The following is a 23,399-nucleotide window of genomic DNA, read 5'->3' on the forward strand; positions in this document are numbered from 1 at the left end:
CGGGTCACCCCACCAGCTGCAACCGCGTCTCCGACGTCTTGAACGCGACGCTCGCCACGCCCGGCAGCCGCTCGAGATGCCCCGCCAGCTCGCCATCGAGCAGGAAGTCGCGCCCGAGCAGCACCGTCGCCTCCCCGTCCGCCAGCCGCGTCCGCACCCGCACCTCGCCCCGCGCGCCGCGGTGATCCGCGAGCAACCCGGCAAGCGCGGGGAACGCCGCTTGATCCTCCACCACGATCTCGACCACGAAGCGCGCAGTCGAGGCGAGGCTCTCGAACGGCTGGATCCGCTTGATCGAAACCCGCGGTGTATCCTCTCCCGGCCGACGATCGAGCTCGACGGTCGCGAGTCCGCACCCGCCGGCGCGGGCGGCATCCTCCAGGTCCTTCGCCACCGCATCGTCGAAGCAGGTCGCGACGAACTGCCCGCTCGCGTCCGACAACGTCGCCATCAGATAACGCCGTCCGCGCGCGGACGTCCGCCAGCGCGCATCCTCCACCAGCACCGCCATCATCGCGCCGGCGCGGGTCCCGTCGTCGGGAATGTGGAGCTCGCCGAGCGCGGTGAACTGCCGCGCGCCATGCATCCGCGCGAGGTGCGAATGGCGATCGACCGGGTGCGACGAGAAGTAGAACCCGAACGCCTCCTTCTCCTGCTCCATCCGCTGCGCCAGCGTCCAGATGACCGACTGCGGCAGCTTGATCGTGTCGCCCGCCACATCGGCGGCGCCGAACAGGCCGCCCTGCCCGCTGGTACGCCCCTCATGGGTGCGCGCGGCGACCGCCAGGATCGTCTCGGCGGTGGCATGGATGCCGGCGCGGTTGGGGTCGAGCGAATCGAACGCGCCGCCCGCCGCCAGCGTCTCGAGCTGCCGCTTGTTGATCAGCCGCGGATCGACCCGGGTGGCGAGATCGTCGAGGCTGACGAACGCGCCATTGCCCTCGCGCTCGGCGACCAACCGGTCCATCGCCCCTTCGCCGACCGACTTCAGCGCCGCGAGCGCATAGCGAACCGCCAGCATCTCCTTGCCGTCGTCGTACCGGCCGGTGGTCTCGACGTCGAACTCCGCCCCGCTGGCATTGATGTCGGGGCCGAGCAGCGCGATCCCCATCCGCCGAGCATCGTCGACGAAGATGCCGAGCTTGTCGGTCTGCGCCATGTCGTAGCACATCGACGCGGCGTAGAATTCGTGCGGATGGTGCGCCTTCAGCCACGCGGTCTGGTAGGCGAGCAGCGCATAGGCGGCGGCGTGGCTCTTGTTGAAGCCATAGCCCGCGAACTTGTCGATCAGGTCGAACAGCGCATTGGCCTCGGCGGCCTTGATGCCGTTGACGGTGGCGCAGCCTTCGACGAAGCCCGCGCGCTGCGCGTCCATCTCCGCCTTAACCTTCTTGCCCATCGCGCGTCGCAGCAGATCGGCGCCGCCGAGGCTGAACCCCGCCAGCACCTGCGCGGCCTGCATGACCTGTTCCTGGTAGACGAAGATCCCGTAGGTCTCCGCCAGGATCGGTTCGAGCAGGCGGTGCGGATACGCGATCGGCTCCTGCCCGTTCTTGCGGCGGCCGAAGCTCGGGATGTTATCCATCGGCCCCGGCCGATAGAGCGACACGAGCGCGATGATGTCGTTGAAGTTGGACGGGCGCACCGCCGCGAGGGTGCGGCGCATGCCCTCGGACTCCAGCTGGAATACGCCGACCGTGTCGCCTTTCTGGAGCAGCGAATAGACGCCCTCGTCGTCCCATTCGAGCGCATCGAGATCGACGGCGATGCCGCGTTTCGCCAGCAGCTTCAGCGCCTTCTGCAGCACCGACAGCGTCTTCAGGCCGAGAAAGTCGAACTTCACCAGGCCCGCGCCCTCGACATATTTCATGTCGAACTGCGTGACCGGCATGTCGGATCGCGGATCGCGGTAGAGCGGCACCAGCTGCGCGAGCGGGCGATCGCCGATTACCACGCCGGCGGCATGGGTCGAGGAATGGCGCGGCAGCCCCTCCAGCTTCATCGCCAGATCGAGCAGCCGACGGACGCCGTTGTCGTTGGCATATTCCTTGGCGAGCTCGGCGACGCCGTTCAGCGCGCGCTCCAGCGTCCACGGATCGGTCGGATGGTTCGGCACCAGCTTCGCCAGCCGATCGACCTGCCCGTAGCTCATCTGCAGCACGCGACCGGTGTCCTTCAGCACCGCGCGCGCCTTCAGCTTACCGAAGGTGATGATCTGCGCCACCTGATCGCGGCCATATTTCTCCTGAACGTAGCGGATCACCTCGCCGCGCCTGGTTTCGCAGAAATCGATGTCGAAATCGGGCATCGACACGCGTTCGGGATTGAGGAACCGTTCGAACAACAGCCCGAGCTTTATCGGATCGAGATCGGTGATCGTGAGCGCCCACGCCACCACCGATCCCGCGCCCGATCCACGGCCGGGTCCGACCGGAATGTCATGATCCTTCGCCCATTTGATGAAGTCCGCGACGATCAGGAAATAGCCGGGAAAGCCCATCTGAATGATGACGTCGAGTTCGAAGTCGAGCCGGTCGCGGTAAGGCTGGCGCCAGTCCAAGCCGTTCGTGTCGAGCGACGTCGAGACACCGGTCTCCTCAAGCGCAGGTTTCTCGACTTCGCTCGAAACGAACGGAGTGAAGGAAGCCCGCCGTAACAACTCGATCCGGTCCAGCCGCGCCTCAAGCCCCGCTCTCGCATCGTCGCGCAGCAGCTGCGCTTCGCCGGCAATGTCGCCCGCCAGGCTCGGCAGGATCGGCTTGCGGCTCGGCGCCATCACCGCGCAGCGTTGTGCGACTACCAGCGTGTTCTCGATCGCTTCCGGCAGATCGGCGAACAGCGTCCGCATCGTCTCCGCGGGCTTGAGCCACGCTTCGGGGCAGCTGCGCGGGCGGTCCTCGCTCTCGACATAGGTCGAATGAGCGATGCAGAGCATGGCGTCGTGCGCATCGCCGAACGCGCTCTCGGCGAAGCAGCAGGGATTGGTCGCGACCAGCGGCAGGTTTCGCCCATAGGCCAGGTCGATCAGCGCGGCTTCGGCAGCCAGCTCGACGGCGTCGCCACGTCGCGCGATCTCGACATAGAGCCGGTCCGGGAACAGCCGTTGCAGCCGATCGGCATATGCCTCGGCGCGTGCCGGCTGCTCCTCCGCGAATAGCCGCGCGACCCCGCCCTCGCCGCCCGCGGTCAGCGCGATCAGGCCGGCGCTGTGCTTGGCGAGTATGTCGAAATCGACATGCGCGGGTTGTTCGATCGGACGATCGAGATGTGCGTGGCTGACCAGCGCGCACAGATTGTCGTAGCCGGCGGCGTCCTGCGCATAGAGCGCGATCCAGTCGAGCGGCACCTCGACGCCCTCGGGCATGTCGGGACGCGCGAGCCCCAGCAACGTGCCGATGATCGGCTGCACCCCGTCCTTCTTGGCCGCATCGGAAAACGCCATGGCGGCATAGAGGCCGTTGCGATCGGTGAGCCCCGCCGCGGGGAAGCGCAGCGTCTTCGCCTGCTTGGCGATCGCCTTCGGCTCGATCGCGCCGTCGAGCATCGTGTAGGACGAGAAGATGCGGAGAGGAACGAAGCCGGCGTGCATCGACCCGGTATGGGGGGCCGGGCGCGATTCGGGAAGCGCGGATCGGGCGAGTTACAACAGCTTCACGATATCCCGCTCGATATCCTCGGGCTTCGTCGTCGGCGCATAGCGGCGGACCACGCGGCCCTGCCGGTCGACCAGGAACTTGGTGAAGTTCCACTTGATCGCGCGCGACCCCAGAACCCCCGGCGCGTCGGCCTTCAGTCGTTCGAACAGCGGATCGGCCTCCGGCCCGTTCACGTCGATCTTCGCGAACACCGGAAAAGTCACGTCGTAGGTCAGCGTGCAGAAATTCGCGATCTCGGCGGCATCGCCCGGCTCCTGCGCGCCGAACTGGTTGCACGGAAAGGCGAGCACCTCGAACCCGCGCTCGCCCAGATCGCGGTGGAGCGTCTCGAGCCCCTCATATTGCGGCGTGAACCCGCATTTGGATGCGGTGTTGACGATCAGCAGCACCTTGCCCCGCCAGGTGTCGAGTGTCGCCGGGCCACCGTCGGCGGCGCGGACTTCATAGTCGGTGATCGCGGTCATGCCGTTCCTTGCCCTTGCAGCCGCCCCTCGTGGAGTCGAAGCACCCGGTCCATCCGCGCGGCCAGGCGTTCGTTGTGGGTCGCTACCAACGCCGCGGAGCCTTCCTCGCGAACCAGCCGCAGGAATTCGACGAAGACGATGTCGGCGGTGGTCTCGTCCAGGTTGCCGGTTGGTTCGTCGGCGAGGATCAGCGCGGGGCGGTTGGCGAGCGCGCGGGCGACCGCGACGCGCTGCTGCTCGCCGCCCGACAGCTGGCTCGGCCGATGGGTCAGCCGGTGGCCGAGCCCGAGCTGGGTCAGCAGATCGGTCGCGCGCGCGTCCGCCGCGTCGCGCTCGGCGCCGTGGACGAGCTGCGGCAGGACGACGTTCTCGGTCGCGTTGAAATCGGGCAGCAGGTGATGGAACTGATAGACGAAGCCGAGGCTGTCGCGGCGCACCACGGTGCGACCGTGCGAATCGAGCTTAGCGGCCTCGGTGCCCGCGATCCGGATCGATCCCTGGAAGCCGCCTTCGAGCAGCCCGACCGCCTGCAACAGCGTCGACTTGCCCGATCCCGACGGCCCCAGCAGCGCGACGATCTCGCCGGGCGCGACCGCGAGATCGACCCCGCGCAGCACCTCGATCGTCTCGCCGCCCTGGGTGAAGCTGCGCGCGAGGCCGATGGTCTGGAGGACGGCGTCACTCATAACGGAGCACCTGCACGGGATCGGTACTCGCCGCCTTCCACGCCGGGTAGAGCGTCGCCAGGAAGCTGAAGATCAGCGCCATCGCGGTGATCACGACGACCTCGACCGGATCGGTCTTCGACGGCAGCTCGGTCAGATAGCGGATCGACGGATCCCACAGGTTTTGACCCGTCACCAGCTGGACGAAGTTCACCACACCCTGACGATAGAACAGGAAAACGAAACCGAGCGCGAGGCCGGCGAGCGTGCCGAGCGCGCCGATCGTGGTGCCGACGATCATGAAGATCCGCATCAGCCCACCGCGGGTAGCACCCATCGTCCGCAGGATCGCAATGTCGCGGGTCTTGGCGCGGACCAGCATGATCAGCGACGACAGGATGTTGAACACCGCGACCAGGATGATGATCGACAGCACCGTGAACATCGCGACGCGTTCGACCGCGAGCGCTTCGAACAACTGCGCGTTCATCGTCCGCCAGTCGGCGATCACCGCGCGGCCGCCGACCTTGTCCGCGAGTGGCGCGAGGATCTCGCCGACCCGGTCCGCATCGACGGTCTCGACCTCGACCATCCCGGCGGCGTCGCCCATCAGCAACAGCGTCTGCGCGTCCTCGATCGGCATGACGACATAGGCCTTGTCGTAATCATACACTCCGATCTCGAAGATCGCGCCGACCGTGTAGTTGACGATCCGCGGGACGGTGCCGAACGGCGTCGCCTGTCCCTGCGGGCTGATCAGCGAGATCTCGCTGCCGACCTGCGCGCCCAGCGCCTCCGCCAGCCGCACGCCGATCGCGATCCGGCCGCTGCCGCGGGTGATGCTGGACAGCGAGCCCATCACCACCTTGTTGCGGATCGTCGAATTGCCGCGGATGTCGGCGACGCGCATGCCGCGCACCAGCACCGCCTCGACCCGGCCGTTATAGGTGCCCATCAGCGGCTGGTCGATCAGCGGCACCGCTTTCGTGACGCCCTTGGTGCGCTGCGCCTCGGCGACGATCTCGCGCCAGTCGGGCAGCCGCCCACCGATCCCCTGGACCACCGCATGGCCGTTGAGCCCGACGATCTTGTCGAACAGCTCGGCGCGAAAGCCGTTCATGACGCTCATCACGATCACCAGAGCGGCGACTCCGAGCATCACCGCGACCAGGCTGATCGAGGCGACGAGGAAGATGAACGCCTCACCTTTGCCCGGCAGCAGATAGCGCCGGGCGATCATCCGTTCGTAGCGTGAGAGGATCATGGCGCCGCTCTAGGGCGGCGTCCGGCCCCGTGCAACAAATGTTGCGGATTCGACACAGGTGCGGCGCAATCGATTCCGAGGGGCCAGATCGGCCGTGACAAGCGCGGTGTCGATGCCTAGCAAAACAATCACTGATGCACAGGCAATGGCCGTGGTTCGGGGATCTAGCCGAGGGTTTCGCAGCGAAAACGCGCGGGTCCGGAGCAACTAAGGGGGCTGACGAGTTTTCGTCACGCAGGCGCCCGGGTCGGAAACGATCCGGGCGTTTGCATGTCCGGCGTCGGCGGGTGCGTTGGCCGGCGCTGATATCCAACCTTCCTACCCCGGCGCAGGCCGGGGCCCAGGTGAGAAGGCAGAGGCAACGGCGCGCTGCCATTCGTTATGATCGTTTCGCCACTGGGCCCCGGCCTTCGCCGGGGTGGCGGCTATGCCGGCGCAAAGGATCAGCCGGGCAGGCGGCGGAGCTTCCATCCAACGCCCCCTGCCCGGCTTCCTCTCCCCGGCAATGCGGTTGTCGGCCCGGTCACCTGAACCGGGTCAGAACGTTTTCGACAGTGTAAGCCCATAGGTGCGTGGATCGCCCGGCTGGCCGACGACCAGCCCGGTGCTGCCGGACTGGGTCGCGAGCAGCTCGAAATAATCGGTGTCGAACGCGTTGCGCAGCCAGCCGAACAGGTTCCACGATCCTTCCTTGCGGAAGCCGAGGCGAAAGTTGGTCAGGGCATACCCATCGATGTCGGTCGAGATCGACCTCGACGGGTTGGACGAGAATTTCGACCGATAACTGCCGTCGACGCCCGCGTAGAGCTGCCCCGTGGTGCCGAACACCGTGGCGGGGATGTTGTATTCGCCGCCGTAGGAGAACGCCCATTTGGAGGTGCCGGGCAGGATCTGGCCCGAGATGTCGCAATTGGCCGGGCTCGCCGATCCGCCCGACAGCTCGGGCGGGCACGGCGCATCGACGAAGCGCGCATATTTGGCGTCGGTATAGGCCGCGTTGGCATATAGGTTGAGCTGCGACACCGGACGGAACGCGGCGTCGATCTCGATGCCCTTCACCCGCACCTTCTCGGCATTGGCCAGATAGCCGCGCAGCACCCCGATCTGGTTGTTGGTGACGGTCGCCTGATAGTCACCGATCTCGGTCCAGAACGCCGCGAGGTTCACCGTCGCGCGGCGATCGAGAAACTGCGATTTCAACCCGAGTTCGTAATGGTTGACCGTCTCCGGCTTGACCGTGCTTGCCGACAGGATCGGGTTGTTGGCAGCGTCAAGCGGCAAACCCGAAAGGTTGATGCCCCCCGATTTGAAGCTGCGCGCATAGGTGGCGTAGGCGTGGAGATCGTCGCTCAGGTCATAGGCCAGCGTCAGGTCGCCCGACAGGTTCCAGTCGTCGAAGCTCGGCTTGTAGCTCTGCGGCGCGAGCACCCCGCGCTGGTCGGCGTTGAGATTGGTACTGCCCGTCCCGGTGGTGACGGTCGACACGTAGCTGCCGTCCTTCTTGTCGTAGTTGACGCGCACGCCGGGCTGGACGCTGAAGCGATCGGTGACATGCCACGTCAGCTTGCCGAACGCAGCGACGCTGGTGTTCTTGAACCCGATCTCGTTCTCGGACCGCAGCCCGTTCAGCACCGCGGGATTGCAAGCGTTGGTGGTTGGCGTCGAACAGCCCGCGGCCCCGGCGGGCACACTCGCGCCCGGATTGAGCAACCAGCGACTCGCGGCACTGCCCTGAACCTGTAGCCCCTGGGTGTCGATCGTCTGGTGGAACAGGAACAGCCCGCCGACATAGTCGATGCGGTTGGTCCCGTTGTTCGCGAAGCGCAGCTCCTGGCTGTACTGGCGCTGCTGCGACGGATTCGCCGATACCGAGGTGATCGGCAGCCCGGTGAAGTCGCGGTCGTTGGACGGGTTCCAGTTCCAGAATCGCCACGCGGTCACCGACGTCAGCGTGCCCGCGCCGAGGTCCCACTCGCCGAGCAGCGAGAGGCCGCCGAGCTCCTGCTTGGCGCGCAGCTTCGTATCGAGATCGGTGATCCGGTCGAACGCGTCGGTGCTGGGCGGCGCATAGCCGAAGGCAGCGGCGAGCGCGGCGTACTGCCGGTTGGCGGGGCGCTGGGTCGGCCCGACCCGCGCGTAGATCTGCGCGCAACAATCCGGGTTCTGGTAATTATAGTCGCCCGACAGCGTCAGATCGAGATTGGGCGCGGCGCGCCACAGGATGCGGCTGCGTAGCGACAGATTGTCCTGCGAATTGACGTATTCGCGGCTGGTGACGTTGTAGATCGTGCCCTTGCGGCTGGTCACCGAGGCGGAAAGCCGGATCGCGACCTTGTCGTCGACCAGCGGACCCGACACCGACGCCTTCGCCTGCACATAATCTAGGTTGCCCAGTGTGATCTCGCCGCGCGCCTCGGGCGAGAAGCTCGGCGCGCGCGAGGTGACGTTGATCGCGCCCGCGGTGGTGTTCTTGCCGTAGAGCGTGCCCTGCGGCCCCCGCAGGATCTCGACCCGGTCGACATCGGTGAAGTCGAACGTCGCCGCGGCGATGCGGCTGTTATAGACCTGGTCGACATAGATGCCGACACCCTGTTCGATGCCGTCGTTGGTCAGCCCGAACGGCGCGCCCAGCCCGCGGATGTTCGCGGCCGAATTGCGCGGGTTGGTCGAATAGAATTGCAGGCTGGGCTGTAGCTGGGTCAGCCGGCCGACGGTGTTGGCGCCGGTTTCGGCCAGCGCAGTGCCGCCGATCACCGACATCGCGATCGGCACCCGCTGGATGGTTTCGTTGCGACGGCGCGCGGTGACGACGATGTCGCCCCCGGCGTCGGCGATCGCGGGACCGGCGCGCCCGGCCTCGGCATCCGGCACCTGGGCATCGACCGCGGCAGCATCCGGCGGGACGGGGGTCGTCTGGGCCGCCGGAGCGGTCGCGGCCTGGCCAGCCAGAAGTAGAGCGAGGGTCAATGACATGCGGGTCTCCAGGAGATCTCGCCTGCAAACTCCATCAATGACGTGGATGTTAAAAGAAGGAGAAGCTTGGCCGTCGCGAAGCGGGGCTTTGCCGCGCCGCTAGGAGCGCGAAAAAATCGCCGTCCGCACCCTTGACCGGCTCTGCGGCCACACCAGATTCCGGTCGTTCGCTGCTTCATGCGGAGAGCGGACACGGCATCGCGCTTCGGCGGATGCCGCTCACTCGTCAACTCGCTCACAAGAGGACTTGATCAATGCGACTCGATCTTACCCCCTATCGCCGTTCCACCATCGGCTTCGACCGCCTGTTCGACCTGATCGAGGCGAATGCACGTGGCGCTGCCGAGAACTACCCGCCGTTCAACCTCGAACGCGTGGCCGACGACCGTTACCGCATCACCCTCGCCGTTGCCGGGTTCGCCCGTGACGAGATCGACATCACCGCGCAGCAGAACCTGCTGCTGGTGACCGGTCGCAAGGACGAGAAGGCGGAGAACGCGCAGTTCCTGCACCTCGGCATCGCCAATCGCAGCTTCGAACGTCGATTCGAACTCGCCGACTTCGTGTTCGTCGAGGACGCCCGGCTCAACGATGGCCTGCTCGTCATCGACCTGGTCCGCGAAGTCCCTGAGGCGATGAAGCCGAAGTCGGTCGCGATCCGTACCGGCGCGCCGCTCGCCGCGGTCGAGGCCAGCGACGAGGCGAAGGCCGCGTAACCAGCTCGGCGCTCTTGCCACTCCCTGAGAGCGCCTGAGGAGCGCCCGGGCCGAAGGGCTCGGGCGCTTTCTTCTTACCGAGTGGAAGCGCCCCGGCCTACCGCCCGATCAGTCGCTTCGCCAACATGTCCGCCACGTCGCTCGCGGGGCTGCCGCTGCGCTCGCTCTCGTCCCATACCTGGTCCAGCCGCTGGGGAATCTTGGCGATCCGCGCCATCACCTCGGCCTCGTCGCCATGGCCGAGATATTCCAGCCCGACATTGATGATGCCGCCGGCGTTGATGACATAGTCGGGCGCGTAGAGGATGCCGCGGTCGTGGACTCGCGCGCCGTCCGCCGGGGTCGCGAGCTGGTTGTTGGCGCCGCCGGCGATCACCCGCGCCTTCAGGTCGGCGATGCTCGCTTCGGTCAGGATCGCGCCGAGCGCGTTCGGGCTGACGATGTCAGCGTCTGCCGACAGGATCGCCTCGGCGGCGATGACGGTCGCGCCGAGTTCACCCGCGAGCGCCTGGGCGCGGCCTTCGTCGACATCGGCGAGCGTCAGCACCGCGCCGTCCCCGGCGAGCAGCCGGGCGAGCCCGCCGCCGACCGAACCGACGCCCTGGATCGCGACGCGAACGCCCTTCATGTCGGTCGCGCCGAGGCCGCGCTTCGCCGCCGCCTTCACGCCCAGATAGATGCCGTGCGCGGTATAGGGACCAGGGTCGCCGCCCGCCGCGCCGCTCTCGACCGGCAGGCCGGAGACGTAGCGCGTCTCGCCGGCGATCACCTTCATCCGGGCTTCGGACATGCCGACATCCTCGGCGGTAACGTAGCGTCCGCCGAGCGATTCGACCGACCGGCCGAACGCCTGCAATTGCGCCTCGCTGATCGATTCGCCAGCGCGCCCCGCCAGCACGACGCCCTTGCCGCCGCCTAGATCGAGGCCCGCCATCGCATTCTTGAAGCTCATCCCGCGCGACAGCCGCAGCGCGTCGGTGATCGCGCCGTCGCTGCTGGCATAATGCCAGAAGCGCACGCCGCCTGCCGCAGGACCCAGCTTGGTCGAATGGATCGCGATCACCGCCTGCAAGCCCGATGCCGGGTCGGTGAAGAGGTGCACGCCCTCATGGTCGTCGAAGTCGGGGAAACCCCAGCCGCTGGTCATGTGAGAAACCCGGGAAGGAAGAAGTGGGGCGACCGACGGGACTTGAACCCGCAACATCCGGCATCACAAGCCGACGCTCTAACCAATTGAACTACGATCGCCGCGAAGCCCGCGCCCCTAGCGGGCAGGCGCGGTGGCCGTCAAGGCTTGTCCATCCCCATGCTCCTGCGAAAGCAGGAGCCCAGGATTACGAAGGGCACCGCTCGTGGCTCTGGGCTCCTGCGTTCGCAGGAGCACCGGCGCGTCCTCAGAAACTACCCTCGACCGACAGCTGATAGCCGCCCGCTCGCTCGACAAAGCCCGAGGCGGTCAGCCGCTCCAGCGTCGCCGGATCGGTGGGCTGCAGCGTGAACACCGCAGTGTAGCGGCCGCCGCCGGTGATCCGCAGCGCCACCGTCTCGCGGCCCGCATCGCTCGCCAGCGGCAGCAGCAGCGCCCCGCCCTCGCAGCGCGCGTTGCCCGCCACCGACGGCGGCAATGCGACGCCCGAAGCATCGCCCGCCAGCGTCGCACGCACTCGCCCCTCGGCTCGCACGCACCGACCGTCGGCGAACTCGACGCTGACGTCGGTGAGGTCGAGCCCGCCCACCGGCAGCGGCTGGAAGATGCGCCCGGTCGGCAGCGAGGCGGTGACGTGATCGATCGCGAAGCCGTGCCGCGTCACCGTCACCGCACCGCTCAACGGGCGCGATCGCCCGTCGAGTGACAGCCGCGCCCGGCCGATCAAGAGCGACAGCGGCGACAAGCTCGCGTCCAAGTCGCCGAGCGCGAGATCGCCGAACTGCGCCTCCGCGATCCGCCCGTCCCACACGCTGCCGGTCACCGCGCGCGCCGCGAACCCGGTCTCGTCAAGCCCGGACCAGGCGAGCGCGAGGCGCATCGGCAGGAACAGCAGCAGCGCGGCCAGCAGCAGCGCGCCGAACAACACGCCGGGTCCGGTGGCGAGCCTGATCCGCCTCACAGCGAACGGACCTTCAGCACCAGATCGACGCCGACGGTGCGATCGCCATTGTCGCGCAGCGTCGCGGTGTCGACGAGGATGCCGATCCGTTCGAGCCGCGCCAGCCACGCGGTCAGCGCCCCAGGCCGTGCCGAACGGATCGTGGTGCGCACCCGCTGCGGGCCCTGGGGATCGAGGCTTTCCAGCGCGAACCCCGCCTGGTCCGCCTCTGCCCGCACCACGTCCTGCAGCGCGCCCGCAAGCGGCGCCGAACGCAGCGCGCGGATCGTCTTGATCGAATCGATCGCGGCCTGGGTCTCGCCGAGCCGCACCGCGGCGGCATCGTGCCGCTCGCGCGCGCTCGACAGGCCGTCGCGGACCGGGATGATCACTCCGGCCCAGACCAGCGTCACCAGCGCCAGCGCCGCCATCACCAGCAACAGCCGGCGTTCGCGCAGCGATCGCCCCGCGAACCAGGTGCGAAGTCCGGTCATGGTCGGCTCACCGTCATCTCGCCCGTGACCCTGCCGCCGCCCGACTGGAAGACCCCGGCGCGCACCTCGAACCCGGCCGCGATCAGCGCGGTGCGCAGGTCGGTGGCGAGCGCCTCGCGTGCAACCGCGATCGACAGCCGCAGCTCGCCATTTGGCTGGAAATCGAGCCCGGTGATCTCGACGCCGGGCAGCGTCCGCACCACCGCATAGACCGCTGCGGTCGTCGCGGTGAAGCCGGCGCCGGGCCCGCGCACCGCGGACAGCCGCTCGGTCAGCTGCCGATCTACATCGGTCACGGTCTCGCCGCGCGGCAGCCCGGTCCGGCCCAGCGCGTCGGCGCGGGCCTCCAGCGCGTCGGCGCCGGTGGAATAGCGGATGATCCGCACCACATCGATCGCCAGCGTCAGCAGCAGGATGCCCGCGCCGAGCATCGCCAGCCGCCGGATCAGCGGCCAATCGATCGCGCGCCGGGTCCGCTTGGCGAAAGCACCCTGGCGCAGATCGAGCCCGGGCGTCCCGGCGGCGTCGATCAACGCCGCGGACAGCGTCGCGCGGTCGAGCGTCACGGGCGCCTTACCCCCGGTCACCAGCTCGGTCAGCCGCGCCTCGTCCGCAAACCCGGCGGCGGTCCCGCGGACCACCCCCTCGCCCGCGAGCTGCGCGCGGACATAGCCCTCGTCAGGCTGCGGCAGCAGCATCGGCGCCGGGATCACCGCGACCGGATCGATCCCGACCGCCGCGAGTGCCGCGAGCCATTCCTGCATCTGCGCCGCCGCGACGACTCCGATCGGGCGCTCGCCGCCGCCCTCGTCGCCCACCGCGACGTGCAACTCGCCGAGCGGGGCGGCGCTCGCCTCCGCGACCAGGATGCGCGCCGTCGCGATCGCCTGCGCCATCGATCGATCGGGCAGCGTCGCCCAGTGCAGCGTCACCGCCTCGGCCGGCGCGATTGCGACGAACGACGCGTCGCTGGTCGGGATGCCGTCGCCCTCGCGCGGCATCGCGCCCTCGGCGAGGTCGATCCAGCGATAGCCGCGCTGCGCCGAGGGAAGGAAGATGAGCATCGTCATGAGTCCTCCCCCCATTGCCGTGCCACGAGGCGTGCGGGAAGCCGGTTCGCATCGATCAATGCATGTTCTTCGATCACCGTGTCGCCCATCGTCACGTCGACCCGCAGCGCGAACCAAGACGAGGTGACGGCGGTCTGGCCCGAACCCTGGTCCGGTCCCGCGCCATCGGCGAGCGTGACCTGCTTCCAGAATTCGTCCGCCACTTTGTACCCCTGCGGCGGACGGCGCAGCAGCGCGCCGCGCACGGCCTGCACCGTCGCGGTATCCGGCATCTGCATCGCCAGCAGCGCGGCCTGTTCGGGCGCCACCGTGTTGACGTTGATCGTCGACATCTCGGCCTTGGGCAGCGTGCAAACCCACGGCCGCAGCCGCACATAGATCTCCGGCGTCATGCCGTTGACCGCGCGCAGCTCGCTCGTGTCGCTCATCAACGTGTTGGCGGTGCGATAAGGGATCTCGCGCCCACGATAGAGCTCGTCCTCGCCGCCTGAGGGTTGCTGGTCCTGATCGGTATCGATCCAGTCGCTGGCGCTCGCCGCGATCGTCTCCGCGGCCTGCGCCGGCACCTCGATCAGCCGCATCAACCGCACGAACACCACCCGAGCCGCGCCGTTGCTGCTGTAGGTGCCGGGAACGTCGCCGGGCAGCACCAGGCCATTCAGGTTGAAGCAATTGCCCCCGTCGGTGACCCGCGCCACCGCGACCCCGCCGCCCGGCAGCGGCAGCCCGAACGGCCGCCCGCTCCACCCGCCCGCCAGCGTCACCCGCGTCTTGTCGCGCGCGAGCTGGTCGGTGACCCGGCTCAGCGCCAGCGCCTCCGCGGCATAGGCATAGGCGCGCGCCTGCTCCCCGCCGATCGCGTTTCCGGCCAGCCGGGTCGACAGCCGCAGCCGTTCGAGCGCGCCGCCCGCCAGCACCGCGATGATCGCCACCAGCATCAGCACCGTCAGCAGCGCCGCGCCGCGCTCGGCCCCGCGATCAGGGCGCTGCATTGGCCGTCTTCGGCTTGTCGTCGGGGGCATAGCCCGACCCGATCAGCGCGATCGCGCGGTACTGCACCCCGGTGTCGCGCAGCACCGCGAGTTCGACCGCGTCGGGCAGCGGCACGCCGTTGCTGCCGTCCCAGCGATCCGCCCACGCGCCCTTGTAGCGATAGCGTGCGGTCACCGCCCGCACCTTGGTGAGCAGCGCCACCGGGGGCAGCGGCGCCGCACCGTCCAGCATCGGGTAGGCGACGCGTTCGAGTGTGCCGTCGACCAGCCGGTATTCGACCTTCTGCGTGCTCGGCCGCGCGGCGGCGTCGATGTTGCTCCACCCGGCGCGGACGAAGCGTACCAGCGGCACCCCCGACGCGGTGCCGACGAAGGCGGGGATTACCTGCCCCTCGGTATCCCGCGTCGAGCGCGGCCTCGCCTGAGCGAGATCGCCCGACAGCAGCGCGATCGTGCGGTTGAGCGCGGACAGGTCGTCGAGCTTCGCCGCGGTCGCGCCCTGCGCCCGCACGCTGAACGACAGGATCGACACGCCCGCTGCAGCGAGCATCCCAAAGATCAGCAGCGACACCATGACCTCGACGAGGGTGAAGCCTGCTTCGCGGGCAACGACGCCGTCTCCCACCGTCACCACGGATCCGATCCGGGGCCCCGCCCCGCCGTTTACCGACCGCCGCGTCATGGCTGGGCCGCTCCGGCGCTGTTGCCCGACGCGGTCGGCAGCGGCACATCGGTGTTCGCTGGCCGGACCATCGATGCCCGCCCGATCACCGCGCCGTTACGATCGGCGACTGCGACGTCGATGCGCACGATTGCCGGGTTGCCCGTCGCCTGCACGCTGCGCGACCACGCCCAGCCGCGCCCGCCATTCTGCTCGACGCCGTTGCTGACCCCCCGCGCTGGCGGCGAAGGATCAGTCACCGCCAAAATCGCGACGTTGCGCGCGACCAGGCCCGCCACCATCGTCTCGTCGAGGATCGTGGCGCCGCGGATCGTCGCGCTTTCCAGCCGCACCAGCGCCAGCACCGCGAGACTGAACACCGCGAGCGCGACCATGATCTCGATCAGCGTGAATCCCGCCTGACGATCCGGGCGGAGGGCCAGGTCAGATCGCATCGGCACGCACGCTGCCATCGGCGTCGATCCGAACGAACGCCTGCGCGCCCGACCGGCTGAGCGTCAGCGTCGTGGCGCGGTCCGCGAGCCCGGTGCTGTCGAACGTCACCCGCACCCGCGCGCCTGCCTCGCCCAGCGTCGCGACGGTGCCGTCGGACCAGCGCTCGACCCGCAGCGGCTTCTCCGCGATCGGCGCCCATGCGCCCGCGATGCGCTGGTCGAAGCCATAGCCACCCGCCGTGATCCACAGGCTGACCGGACGCGCGCCCACGATCGCCGCGTCATGCGCCGCCCGCGCCCGCAACGCGAAACGCGCCGCCTCGTCGCCGACCCGCCCGCGCGGATCGGGCATCGCCCACAACACCACAGCCGAGACGAGACCGATCACGGTTATGACGACCATCAGCTCTACGAGCGTGAAGCCGTGTTCGGCGGAACGCCTCGCCGACGTGGAGCCGTGTTCGGCGGAACGCCTCACCCGCGATCCGACGCGCTTATTGCCAATTGCCGATATCGGCATCGATCCCCTCGCCGCCTTCCTTGCCGTCCGCGCCGAAGGTCCAGACGTCTGCCTCGCCATGCTGGCCGGGCGATGCGTAGAGATAGGGCCGGCCCCACGGATCGTTCGGCAGCTTCTTCAGATAGCCGCCCGCCTGATACCGTGACGGATCGGTCAGCCCCGCGGGCGCGCTCACCAGCGCGTTCAGCCCCTGCGAGGTGTTCGGGAAGGTCATGTTCTGCAGCTTGTACAGCTCGAGCCCGCCCTCGATCTGCGCGATGTCCGCCTTCGCCTTTTCGGTCCGCGCGCGATCCCCCGATGGCAGGACGTTGATCGCGACGATCGTCGCGAGCAGCCCGATGATCACGATCACGACCATCAGCTCCACCAGCGTGAAGCCGTGTTCGGCGGAACGCCTAACGGGCGTAAAGCCATCCTCGCGACGGCGGCGGCGGTTCTTGGTGTCGGTACGCATGAATTTCCTCATTGGCCTGCCAGCGTGTTGAGCTGGAGGATCGGCAGCAGGATCGCGAGCACGATCGTCGCTACGATCCCGCCCATCAGCACGATGATCGCGGGTTCGAGCAACGACAGCGCGGTCGCGGTGAAGCGGTCGAATTCGCGTTCCAGGTAATCGGCGGCGCGTTCCAGCATCTCGTCGAGCCGCCCCGCCGCTTCGCCACTCGCGGCGAGGTAGGTCAGCAGCGGCGGGAACACGCCCGCCCGTCGCATCGCCGCGGACAGGCTGCCGCCGCCGCGGATGTTCTCGACGATCTCGTCCGATGCCAGCTTCAGCCGGCGGTTGTGGATCGTCCCTGCGGTCAGCGTCAGGCCCTCGAGCAGCGGCAGCCGGCTCGCGACCATCGTGCCGAGCGTGCGCGCCATCCGCGCCGCGTGCAGGTCGCGCAGCAGCCGGCCGAGCAGCGGGATCCGCAGCAGCCAGCTGTCGAACGCCAGCCGCAGCCCCGGGTCCTTCAGCGCGCGCCACCCGAGGAACCCCGCGGCCGCGAGGGTGAGCAGCATCACCCACCAGTAGTTCACCAGGAAATCCGACAACGCGATCACCATCCGCGTCAGGAACGGCAGCGCCTGCCCGACATTGTCGAACTGTTCGACGACTTGCGGCACCACGAACATCATCAGCGCCGCGACCACGCCGAGCGCGACCACCGCGAGGATCGTCGGATAGGCGAGCGCGGTGATCAGCTTGCCGCGGATCTCCGCCTGCCGCTCCAGCAACGCCGCCAGCCGGTCGAGGATCGTCGGCAGCGTCCCCGAACTCTCCCCAGCCGCGACCATCGCGCGGTAAAGCGGCGGAAAGCTCTTCGGCTCGCGCGCCATCGAATCCGCCAGCCGACGCCCCTCGACGACGCCGCCATGGACCTGCTCGACGATGACGCGGATATTCTCCTGCTCGGTCTGCTTGGTGATCGTGCGGAGCGATTCCTCCAGCGGCGAGACCCGGTTGAGCGTCGCCAGCTGTCGCGTGAACAGCGTCAGATGCTTGGTGTTCATCTTCGGCTTGCCGAGCTGCAGGCCGAACAGCGGGCGCCCCCGTACCACCGGCGGCGCGCCGGGATCGATCTTCACCACATAATATTTGCGCGCGTCGAGCGCATGGCGCGCGGCGTCGATCGTCTCCGCGGCGATATGCCCGCGGCGCTCGTTGCCGCGGGTGTCGATCGCGATGAAGTCGTAATCAGCCATCGACCAGGTCCACGACCGGATCGGTGGCGTCGCGCCGCGATACGCGGATCGCCTCTTCGGGGGTGGTCTTGCCCTCCCGCACCAGCTGCCGCGCCGCGGCGCCCAGCGTCGGCGCACCGGCGAAGGCATGGCGGGCGATGCTGATCTCGTCGCCGCCGTCGTTGATCAACCGGCGTACGGTCTCGTCGATGCGGATCGCCTCGAACACGCCCATCCGCCCCTTGAAGCCGCTATGCCCGCACTGGTCGCAGCCGACCGGCTCGTAGACGATCGCGCCGGGATCGAAGCCGAGCAGCGAGGCGACGCCGTCGCGTGCCTCGACCGGCTTCCGGCAATGTTCGCACAGCCGCCGCACCAGCCGCTGCGCAATTACCGCGCGCAGCGTCGAGGCGAGCAGGAACGGCTCGACCTTCATGTCGCGCATCCGCGTGATCGCGCCGATCGCATCGTTGGTGTGGACCGTCGACAGCACCAGATGCCCGGTCAGGGACGCCTGCACCGCGATCTCCGCGGTTTCGCGGTCGCGGATCTCACCGACCATCACCACGTCGGGATCCTGGCGGAGGATCGCGCGCAGCCCCGCCGCGAAGGTCAGCCCGACCTTGGCGTTGACCTGGGTCTGCCCGACCCCGTCGATCGCATATTCGACCGGGTCCTCGACGGTCAGGATGTTGCGGCTGCCGTCGTTCAGCTGGCGCAACGCCGCGTAGAGCGAGGTGGTCTTGCCCGATCCGGTCGGGCCGGTGACCAGGATGATGCCGTTGGGCTCGCTCAACGCCTCGGTCATCAGCGCATGGAGCTGCGGCGTCAGCCCGAGCACGTCGAGGTCGATCCCGGCATTGTCCTTGTCGAGGATGCGCAGCACCACGCGCTCGCCCGCGCGGCTCGGCAGGGTGGAGACGCGGACGTCGAGCAGCTTGCCGCCCAGCGTCAGCCCCATCCGCCCGTCCTGCGGCACCCGCCGCTCGGCGATGTCGAGCCGCGCCATCACCTTCACGCGGCTGACGACCACCGGTGCGACGTGCGGCGGCATCCGCAACGTCTCGCGCAACACGCCGTCGATCCGCATCCGAACGACGAGGCCGCTCTCATAGGGTTCGATATGGATGTCCGACACGCCGTTGCGCGCGGCATCGGCGATGACGCCGTTGATCAGCCGGATCGCGGGCGCATCGTCCGCGGTGTCGAGCAGATCCTCCGCGGTCGGCAGGTCGCCGGCCAGCAGGTCGAGCTCGTCGCCCATCCCCACCGCCGCCAGCGCCCGCGCCTGCCCGTCCATCGCGTAGTTGTCCGACAGCAGCCGGTCGAACGCGGGGGCATCGACGAAGCCGATGTCGAACGCACGGCCGAGATAGCGCCGCACCTCGAGCAGCGCCTTGGGATCCGCGCCCTCGCGCATCGCGATCGTCAGGTGGCTGTCGGTGTCGCTATGCTGGACCACCACGCCGAACTTGCGCGCGAACGCGTACGGGATGGTGAGCATCGGCAGCGCCGCCTCCGCCACCGTGCCGGTGTCCGCCACCCGTGGCTCGTCGAGCATCGCCGGCGTCGCCACCGCCTCGCTGCCGCGGCGGATGATCATCGCTTGTTCCGGACGCCGGGGTGCGGGATCTGCACCGGCACGCCGATCCGCGGATCCTCGATATTGCCCGGGATCGGCGTCGACGGCACCGGCGCCGCGGCGCCCAGATAGTCGCGGACCAGCTCGTCGATCGACGGCTCGCGGCCGGGCGTCGCTACGCCCTGCTGCAGGCGCAGGTAGCCGTAGCGCTGCTCGGTCACGCGACGGGTATCCGCGGCGCTGCGCAGTATCGTCGGGCGGATGAAGATCATCAGGTTGCGCTTGGTCCGCGACCGCGCCTTGTTGCGGAACAGTGCGCCGAGCCCGGGGATGTCGCCGAGCACCGGAATCTTCTCGAGCGTGCGGCTCTCATTGTCGTCGAGCAGCCCGCCGATCACGGCGATCTGGCCGTCGTCGACGGTCAGCGTCGTCTCGATCTCGCGCTTGTTGAGGATCAAATCGTCGTTCTTGGCCGACACCGTGCCGGAGATGCTGCTAACTGTCTGGTGCAGCGCCAGCTTGATCGCGCCGCTCGAATTGACCTGCGGCTTCACCTCCAGCTCGATGCCGACATTCTCGCGCTGGGTGGTGCGGAACGCATTGTCGAAATTGTTGCTGAGCGCCTGCCCGGTGGTGATCGGGATCTCCTGTCCGACCAGGATGCGCGCGGGCGAATTGTCGAGCGTGGTGACGTGCGGCGATTGCAGCAGGTTGGACGTCGAATCGCGTTTCACCGCGTTGATGATCCCGCCGAAAACGGTGTCGCCGATCGTCGTCGCGAACCCGCCCAGTGCGCCGCTCGCCCCGATGATCGAGCTGACCGCGGATTCCAGCAGCGTATTGGACGAACTGTTGCCCGTCGACGTGGTCGTGTTGCCGTTGGGGTCGGTCACCGTCGTCGTCGTGGTGCCGAGCCTGGTCGCCGCCACCGCGCCCGCAATGGTGAGCAGGCTCGGCGACGATCCCGAATAGGAGGTCGCGGCGAAGGTCCCGGTCTTGGTGTTGCCGATCGCCAGCTGGACGCCGAGTTCCTTGGCCGTGGTGTCGGATACCTCGGCGACGATCGCCTCGATCAGGACCTGTTCGCGCCGCGTGTCGAGCTGGCGGACCACCTCGGACAATTGCCGCTGGATGTCCGCCGGCGCGGCGATGACGATCGCGTTGGCCCCCGAAAAGCGCGTCACTACTGCTGCGGTACGCCCGCCCTGGGTGGTGATCGCGGCTTCGGTGGGTGCGCCGCCCGCGCCCCCCGCCTGCGGCACCTGCTGGCCGAACCCCTGCCCGCCGCTGCTGCGGCCGAAGCCGCCGCCATTGTTACCGCCGAAACCGCCCGATTGGCCGCTGCTGCCGCTCGCGCCGCCCTGGCCGAAGCTCGACTGCGACAGGCTGGTCTGCGGCACCGGGTCTGGAGTCTGCCCCACGAGCTGCTGGAGCACCGGCAGCAATTGTGCGGCGTCGGCATTCTCCAGGAACACGACGCGGATCTCGGTCCCGCTCTTCGCCTTCTGGTCCAGCTCCGCGGCGATCCGCGACAGGTTGGCGACGGTCGCGGCATCGCCGCGCAGCGCCACCGAATTGGAGCTTTCGATCGCGATCACCGACACCGCCGCGCCGCCGACCACGCCGGACGATCCGCCGCCGCCGCCGGCGCCGCCCGCGCCGCCGCCGGACAGGCCGCTCAGCGCTGCCGCGATTTCCTTGGCATTGGCGTTCTTCAGCGCGATCACGCGGGTCGACGCATTGTCGGTATCGATCCGCCGGATCACCTCGCGCACGCGGCGGATGTTGTCGGTGAAATCGACGATGACCAGGCTGTTGCTGCCGCGATTGGCGCTGACCGATCCTTGCGCGCTGACCAGCGGCCGCACCGTTTCCACCGCGCTCGCCGCGTCGATCGATCGCAGCCGGACGATCTCGGTGACGAAGCTGTTGCGCGCCGCCCCCGCGCTGCCGATCCGCCCGGGCTGCGACGCGGCGTTGTCGACCGGCTGGACCCGGAACGCGCCGTTGGCAGACGGCACCGCGACGAGCCCGTTTGAGCGCAGCGTCGCCAGGAAGATCTCGAGATATTCGGACCGGCTCAGCGGCCGATCGGTAACCACCGTCACCTTGCCCTGTACTCGGTTGTCGATGATGAAGGTCCGCCCGGTCACCTTGGCGGCGTCGGCGATGAAGGCGCGGATATCGGCATCGCGCACGTTGAGTGTGGTCTGCGCCTGCGCCTGGGCGGCGAGGACGATCGACAGCATCGGGGTAAGCGACAGGGCCGAGGCCAGGAATAGCTTCTTCATTTACTCGCAGCGATCGTGATGGCGAGCGGCAGCGTGTTGCTGCCGCGCTCGACTGTTATGGGAATGTTGCCCCCTTTGGCAAAGTCCGTGGTGACGCGTTCGAGGTCGCCCTGCCCGGTCACCGGTCGGCCACCGATCGAGGTGACGACGTCGCCGTCGCGCAGCCCCGCCTGTCGGAACACCGTGCCGGTGCCCTGCGATCGGACCACGAGCCCGCTGATCCGACCGGAATCGATCCGCGGGATGAAGCCGATCTCGCTGCGCAGCTGGGTCACCGGCACCCCGCCTGCCGCGGCGCCGCCGATCGGCGGCGGTGGCGGCTGCAGCGCGCCGGGGCTCTGCACGACCGGCGGGGTGTAGCCCCCACCCGTCGGTGCGCCGCTCGCCTCGGGCGACGCCGGGGTCGCATCGGCCTGGACCAGGAACAGATCCTCCTGTGCGCCACCGCGATCGATCGTGACATGGTCGAACGCAACCGCCTTCAGCGTGACGCCGGGCTGGATCTCGTCGCCGACCGCGACGCTGTTCTGCACGCCGTCGGCGCCGGCGATGATCGCCGATCCGCGCCCCGATGCCTCGTCGACGCGGGTCCCGAACAACGTCAGCGCCAGCGCGGTCACCACCGCCGGCCCCTGCTGCGCCTGCTCCAACCGGAAGAACGGATCGAAGCCCGCCAGGATCGAACCGGGCTGCCCCGGCACCACCAGCGCCGCCGGGCGCCAGTCACCGAGCGGCGCCACCGGGGTCAGCACCGCCCACACCAGCCGCGCGCCCTGCACGGCGAGCCCCGCGAGCAGCAGCAGCTCCGCGACCGAATAGATATTGACGACGGGCAGGCGTCGCAGGATGCGACTGGCACGCGCGTCGAACTTCAATCGCATACACGTCCCCGTCCGCGGCTCGATGCCCTACGCAACGCATCCTGGTATGATGTGTCATGGCCCGAAACGGGACGGTAACACCAGCGCACCACGGAAGCGAGCGGCAGATTTATCTCATGGAAAAGCTTAATCTTTCATTAGGTAGCGGGTTGGACGGGCAGCCGATCGTCGATCGCATCCTCACCGCCCCCGGGGTCCAGCGCGTGCCCTCGCCCAAACTGACGCTGTTCGTGAAGCGCGACTTCCTCGACGCCGCGCTCTGCGCCGCGGTGATCGAGCGGATCGACGCGGTCCGCCGCCCTTCCACGATCGCCGATCCCAACGGCGACACCGCCTACCGGACCAGCGAAACCGGCGATCTCGACGCGAGCGATCCGGTGACGATCGAGGTCGAACGCCGGATCGCCGAACTCACCGGGCTCGACCCTGTCCACGGCGAGCCGCTGCAGGGCCAGCGCTACGCCGTCGGGCAGGAGTTCAAGGGCCATACCGACTATTTCGAGCCGCAGGGCATCGACTTCGAACGCTATTGCGGCCGATCGGGCAACCGCACGTGGACCGTGATGGTCTATCTCAACGAACCCGCCGCGGGCGGCGCGACGCGCTTCAAAGCGATCGACAAGATCGTCCAGCCCGAAACCGGCAAGCTCGTCACCTGGAACAACCGCCGCCTCGACGGCACCCTCAACCCCGCCACGCTCCACCACGGCATGAAGGTGCGCAGCGGGGTAAAATACGTGATCACCAAATGGTTTCGCGAGCTGCCGTGGGTGGGGTGAGGGGACGATCAGCGACGCGGCAACCGCGAATGCTCGAGAGGCAGGCCAGCCCCTCCCCCTGCCCATCATACCTCCGCAGACGAGCTCTGCGAAACGAAGTTTGTGCTCCCGCGAAGGCGGGAGCCCAGGACCAAGCAGAACCATAAGCCGTTGCTCTACTTGACCCTGGATCCCCGCCTGCGCG

20 protein-coding genes and 1 tRNA gene are annotated in these 23,399 nt (G+C 68.5%); 2 read left to right on the top strand and 19 right to left on the bottom strand.

Annotation, left to right across the window (positions count from 1 at the left end):
- Window positions 1-4: 4 nt before the first annotated feature.
- The 5 genes from dnaE to ACT009_RS04820 form a co-directional block, all read right to left on the bottom strand.
- Entirely contained in the window at window positions 5-3,589 is a 3,585-nt protein-coding gene (dnaE, locus tag ACT009_RS04800; protein ID WP_445193222.1) for a DNA polymerase III subunit alpha, read from the bottom strand.
- 51 nt (window positions 3,590-3,640) lie between these two features.
- Window positions 3,641-4,120, bottom strand: coding sequence for a glutathione peroxidase (locus tag ACT009_RS04805; RefSeq protein WP_445193223.1), 480 nt, complete (start codon window positions 4,118-4,120; stop codon window positions 3,641-3,643).
- On the bottom strand, window positions 4,117-4,806 hold the full coding sequence (locus ACT009_RS04810; protein WP_445193224.1) for an ABC transporter ATP-binding protein: 690 nt from the start codon (window positions 4,804-4,806) through the stop codon (window positions 4,117-4,119). Before ACT009_RS04810 ends, ACT009_RS04805 begins: the two co-directional genes overlap by 4 nt.
- The gene (locus ACT009_RS04815) at window positions 4,799-6,049 is read right to left on the bottom strand and encodes a lipoprotein-releasing ABC transporter permease subunit (RefSeq protein WP_445193225.1); all 1,251 of its coding nucleotides are present in this window, start codon (window positions 6,047-6,049) and stop codon (window positions 4,799-4,801) included. Before ACT009_RS04815 ends, ACT009_RS04810 begins: the two co-directional genes overlap by 8 nt.
- A 537-nt stretch (window positions 6,050-6,586) precedes the next feature.
- The gene (locus ACT009_RS04820; RefSeq protein WP_445193226.1) at window positions 6,587-9,022 is read right to left on the bottom strand and encodes a TonB-dependent receptor; all 2,436 of its coding nucleotides are present in this window, start codon (window positions 9,020-9,022) and stop codon (window positions 6,587-6,589) included.
- Window positions 9,023-9,276: 254 nt separating this feature from the next.
- Between ACT009_RS04820 and ACT009_RS04825 the strand changes: the two genes are divergently transcribed.
- Window positions 9,277-9,738, top strand: a complete 462-nt coding sequence (locus ACT009_RS04825; RefSeq protein WP_445193227.1) for an Hsp20 family protein — start codon at window positions 9,277-9,279, stop codon at window positions 9,736-9,738.
- A gap of 97 nt (window positions 9,739-9,835) precedes the next feature.
- On the opposite strand, the gene ACT009_RS04830 is transcribed toward ACT009_RS04825, so the two are convergent.
- The 14 genes from ACT009_RS04830 to ACT009_RS04895 all read right to left on the bottom strand — a co-directional run bounded on the left by ACT009_RS04830 (window position 9,836) and on the right by ACT009_RS04895 (window position 22,436).
- The gene (locus ACT009_RS04830) at window positions 9,836-10,885 is read right to left on the bottom strand and encodes a Glu/Leu/Phe/Val family dehydrogenase (protein WP_445193228.1); all 1,050 of its coding nucleotides are present in this window, start codon (window positions 10,883-10,885) and stop codon (window positions 9,836-9,838) included.
- Between the two features lie 24 nt (window positions 10,886-10,909).
- Window positions 10,910-10,986 (bottom strand) — tRNA-His (locus ACT009_RS04835).
- Between the two features lie 146 nt (window positions 10,987-11,132).
- Window positions 11,133-11,846, bottom strand: a complete 714-nt coding sequence (locus tag ACT009_RS04840; RefSeq protein WP_445193229.1) for a type II secretion system protein N — start codon at window positions 11,844-11,846, stop codon at window positions 11,133-11,135.
- Complete coding sequence (gene gspM, locus ACT009_RS04845) at window positions 11,843-12,319, bottom strand: type II secretion system protein GspM (protein WP_445193230.1); 477 nt, start codon at window positions 12,317-12,319, stop codon at window positions 11,843-11,845. The genes ACT009_RS04840 and gspM overlap by 4 nt, the downstream gene beginning before the upstream one ends.
- Window positions 12,316-13,389: a type II secretion system protein GspL gene (gene gspL / locus ACT009_RS04850; RefSeq protein WP_445193231.1), complete on the bottom strand. Its 1,074-nt coding sequence runs from the start codon at window positions 13,387-13,389 to the stop codon at window positions 12,316-12,318. Before gspL ends, gspM begins: the two co-directional genes overlap by 4 nt.
- Window positions 13,386-14,381, bottom strand: coding sequence for a type II secretion system minor pseudopilin GspK (gene gspK, locus ACT009_RS04855; RefSeq protein WP_445193232.1), 996 nt, complete (start codon window positions 14,379-14,381; stop codon window positions 13,386-13,388). The genes gspL and gspK overlap by 4 nt, the downstream gene beginning before the upstream one ends.
- Window positions 14,368-15,012, bottom strand: coding sequence for a type II secretion system minor pseudopilin GspJ (gene gspJ, locus ACT009_RS04860; RefSeq protein WP_445193233.1), 645 nt, complete (start codon window positions 15,010-15,012; stop codon window positions 14,368-14,370). The genes gspK and gspJ overlap by 14 nt, the downstream gene beginning before the upstream one ends.
- Before the next feature lie 47 nt (window positions 15,013-15,059).
- Window positions 15,060-15,497, bottom strand: coding sequence for a type II secretion system minor pseudopilin GspI (gspI, locus tag ACT009_RS04865; RefSeq protein ID WP_445193234.1), 438 nt, complete (start codon window positions 15,495-15,497; stop codon window positions 15,060-15,062).
- On the bottom strand, window positions 15,487-15,975 hold the full coding sequence (locus ACT009_RS04870; protein WP_445193235.1) for a GspH/FimT family pseudopilin: 489 nt from the start codon (window positions 15,973-15,975) through the stop codon (window positions 15,487-15,489). Before ACT009_RS04870 ends, gspI begins: the two co-directional genes overlap by 11 nt.
- 16 nt (window positions 15,976-15,991) lie before the next feature.
- Window positions 15,992-16,471, bottom strand: coding sequence for a type II secretion system major pseudopilin GspG (gene gspG, locus ACT009_RS04875; RefSeq protein WP_445193236.1), 480 nt, complete (start codon window positions 16,469-16,471; stop codon window positions 15,992-15,994).
- An 8-nt stretch (window positions 16,472-16,479) separates the two neighbouring features.
- Window positions 16,480-17,703 carry a type II secretion system inner membrane protein GspF gene (gene gspF, locus ACT009_RS04880; protein WP_445193237.1) on the bottom strand — a complete coding sequence of 408 codons (1,224 nt, stop codon included), beginning with the start codon at window positions 17,701-17,703 and terminating at the stop codon, window positions 16,480-16,482.
- Window positions 17,696-19,186: a type II secretion system ATPase GspE gene (gene gspE, locus ACT009_RS04885; protein ID WP_445194020.1), complete on the bottom strand. Its 1,491-nt coding sequence runs from the start codon at window positions 19,184-19,186 to the stop codon at window positions 17,696-17,698. Before gspE ends, gspF begins: the two co-directional genes overlap by 8 nt.
- Before the next feature lie 95 nt (window positions 19,187-19,281).
- Entirely contained in the window at window positions 19,282-21,555 is a 2,274-nt protein-coding gene (gspD, locus tag ACT009_RS04890) for a type II secretion system secretin GspD (protein ID WP_445193238.1), read from the bottom strand.
- On the bottom strand, window positions 21,552-22,436 hold the full coding sequence (locus ACT009_RS04895; protein ID WP_445193239.1) for a type II secretion system protein N: 885 nt from the start codon (window positions 22,434-22,436) through the stop codon (window positions 21,552-21,554). Before ACT009_RS04895 ends, gspD begins: the two co-directional genes overlap by 4 nt.
- A 116-nt stretch (window positions 22,437-22,552) precedes the next feature.
- Between ACT009_RS04895 and ACT009_RS04900 the strand changes: the two genes are divergently transcribed.
- Complete coding sequence (locus ACT009_RS04900; RefSeq protein ID WP_445193240.1) at window positions 22,553-23,215, top strand: prolyl hydroxylase family protein; 663 nt, start codon at window positions 22,553-22,555, stop codon at window positions 23,213-23,215.
- The last annotated feature ends 184 nt before the right edge of the window (window positions 23,216-23,399 follow it).

The organism is Sphingomonas sp. Tas61C01 (genome assembly GCF_052567495.1).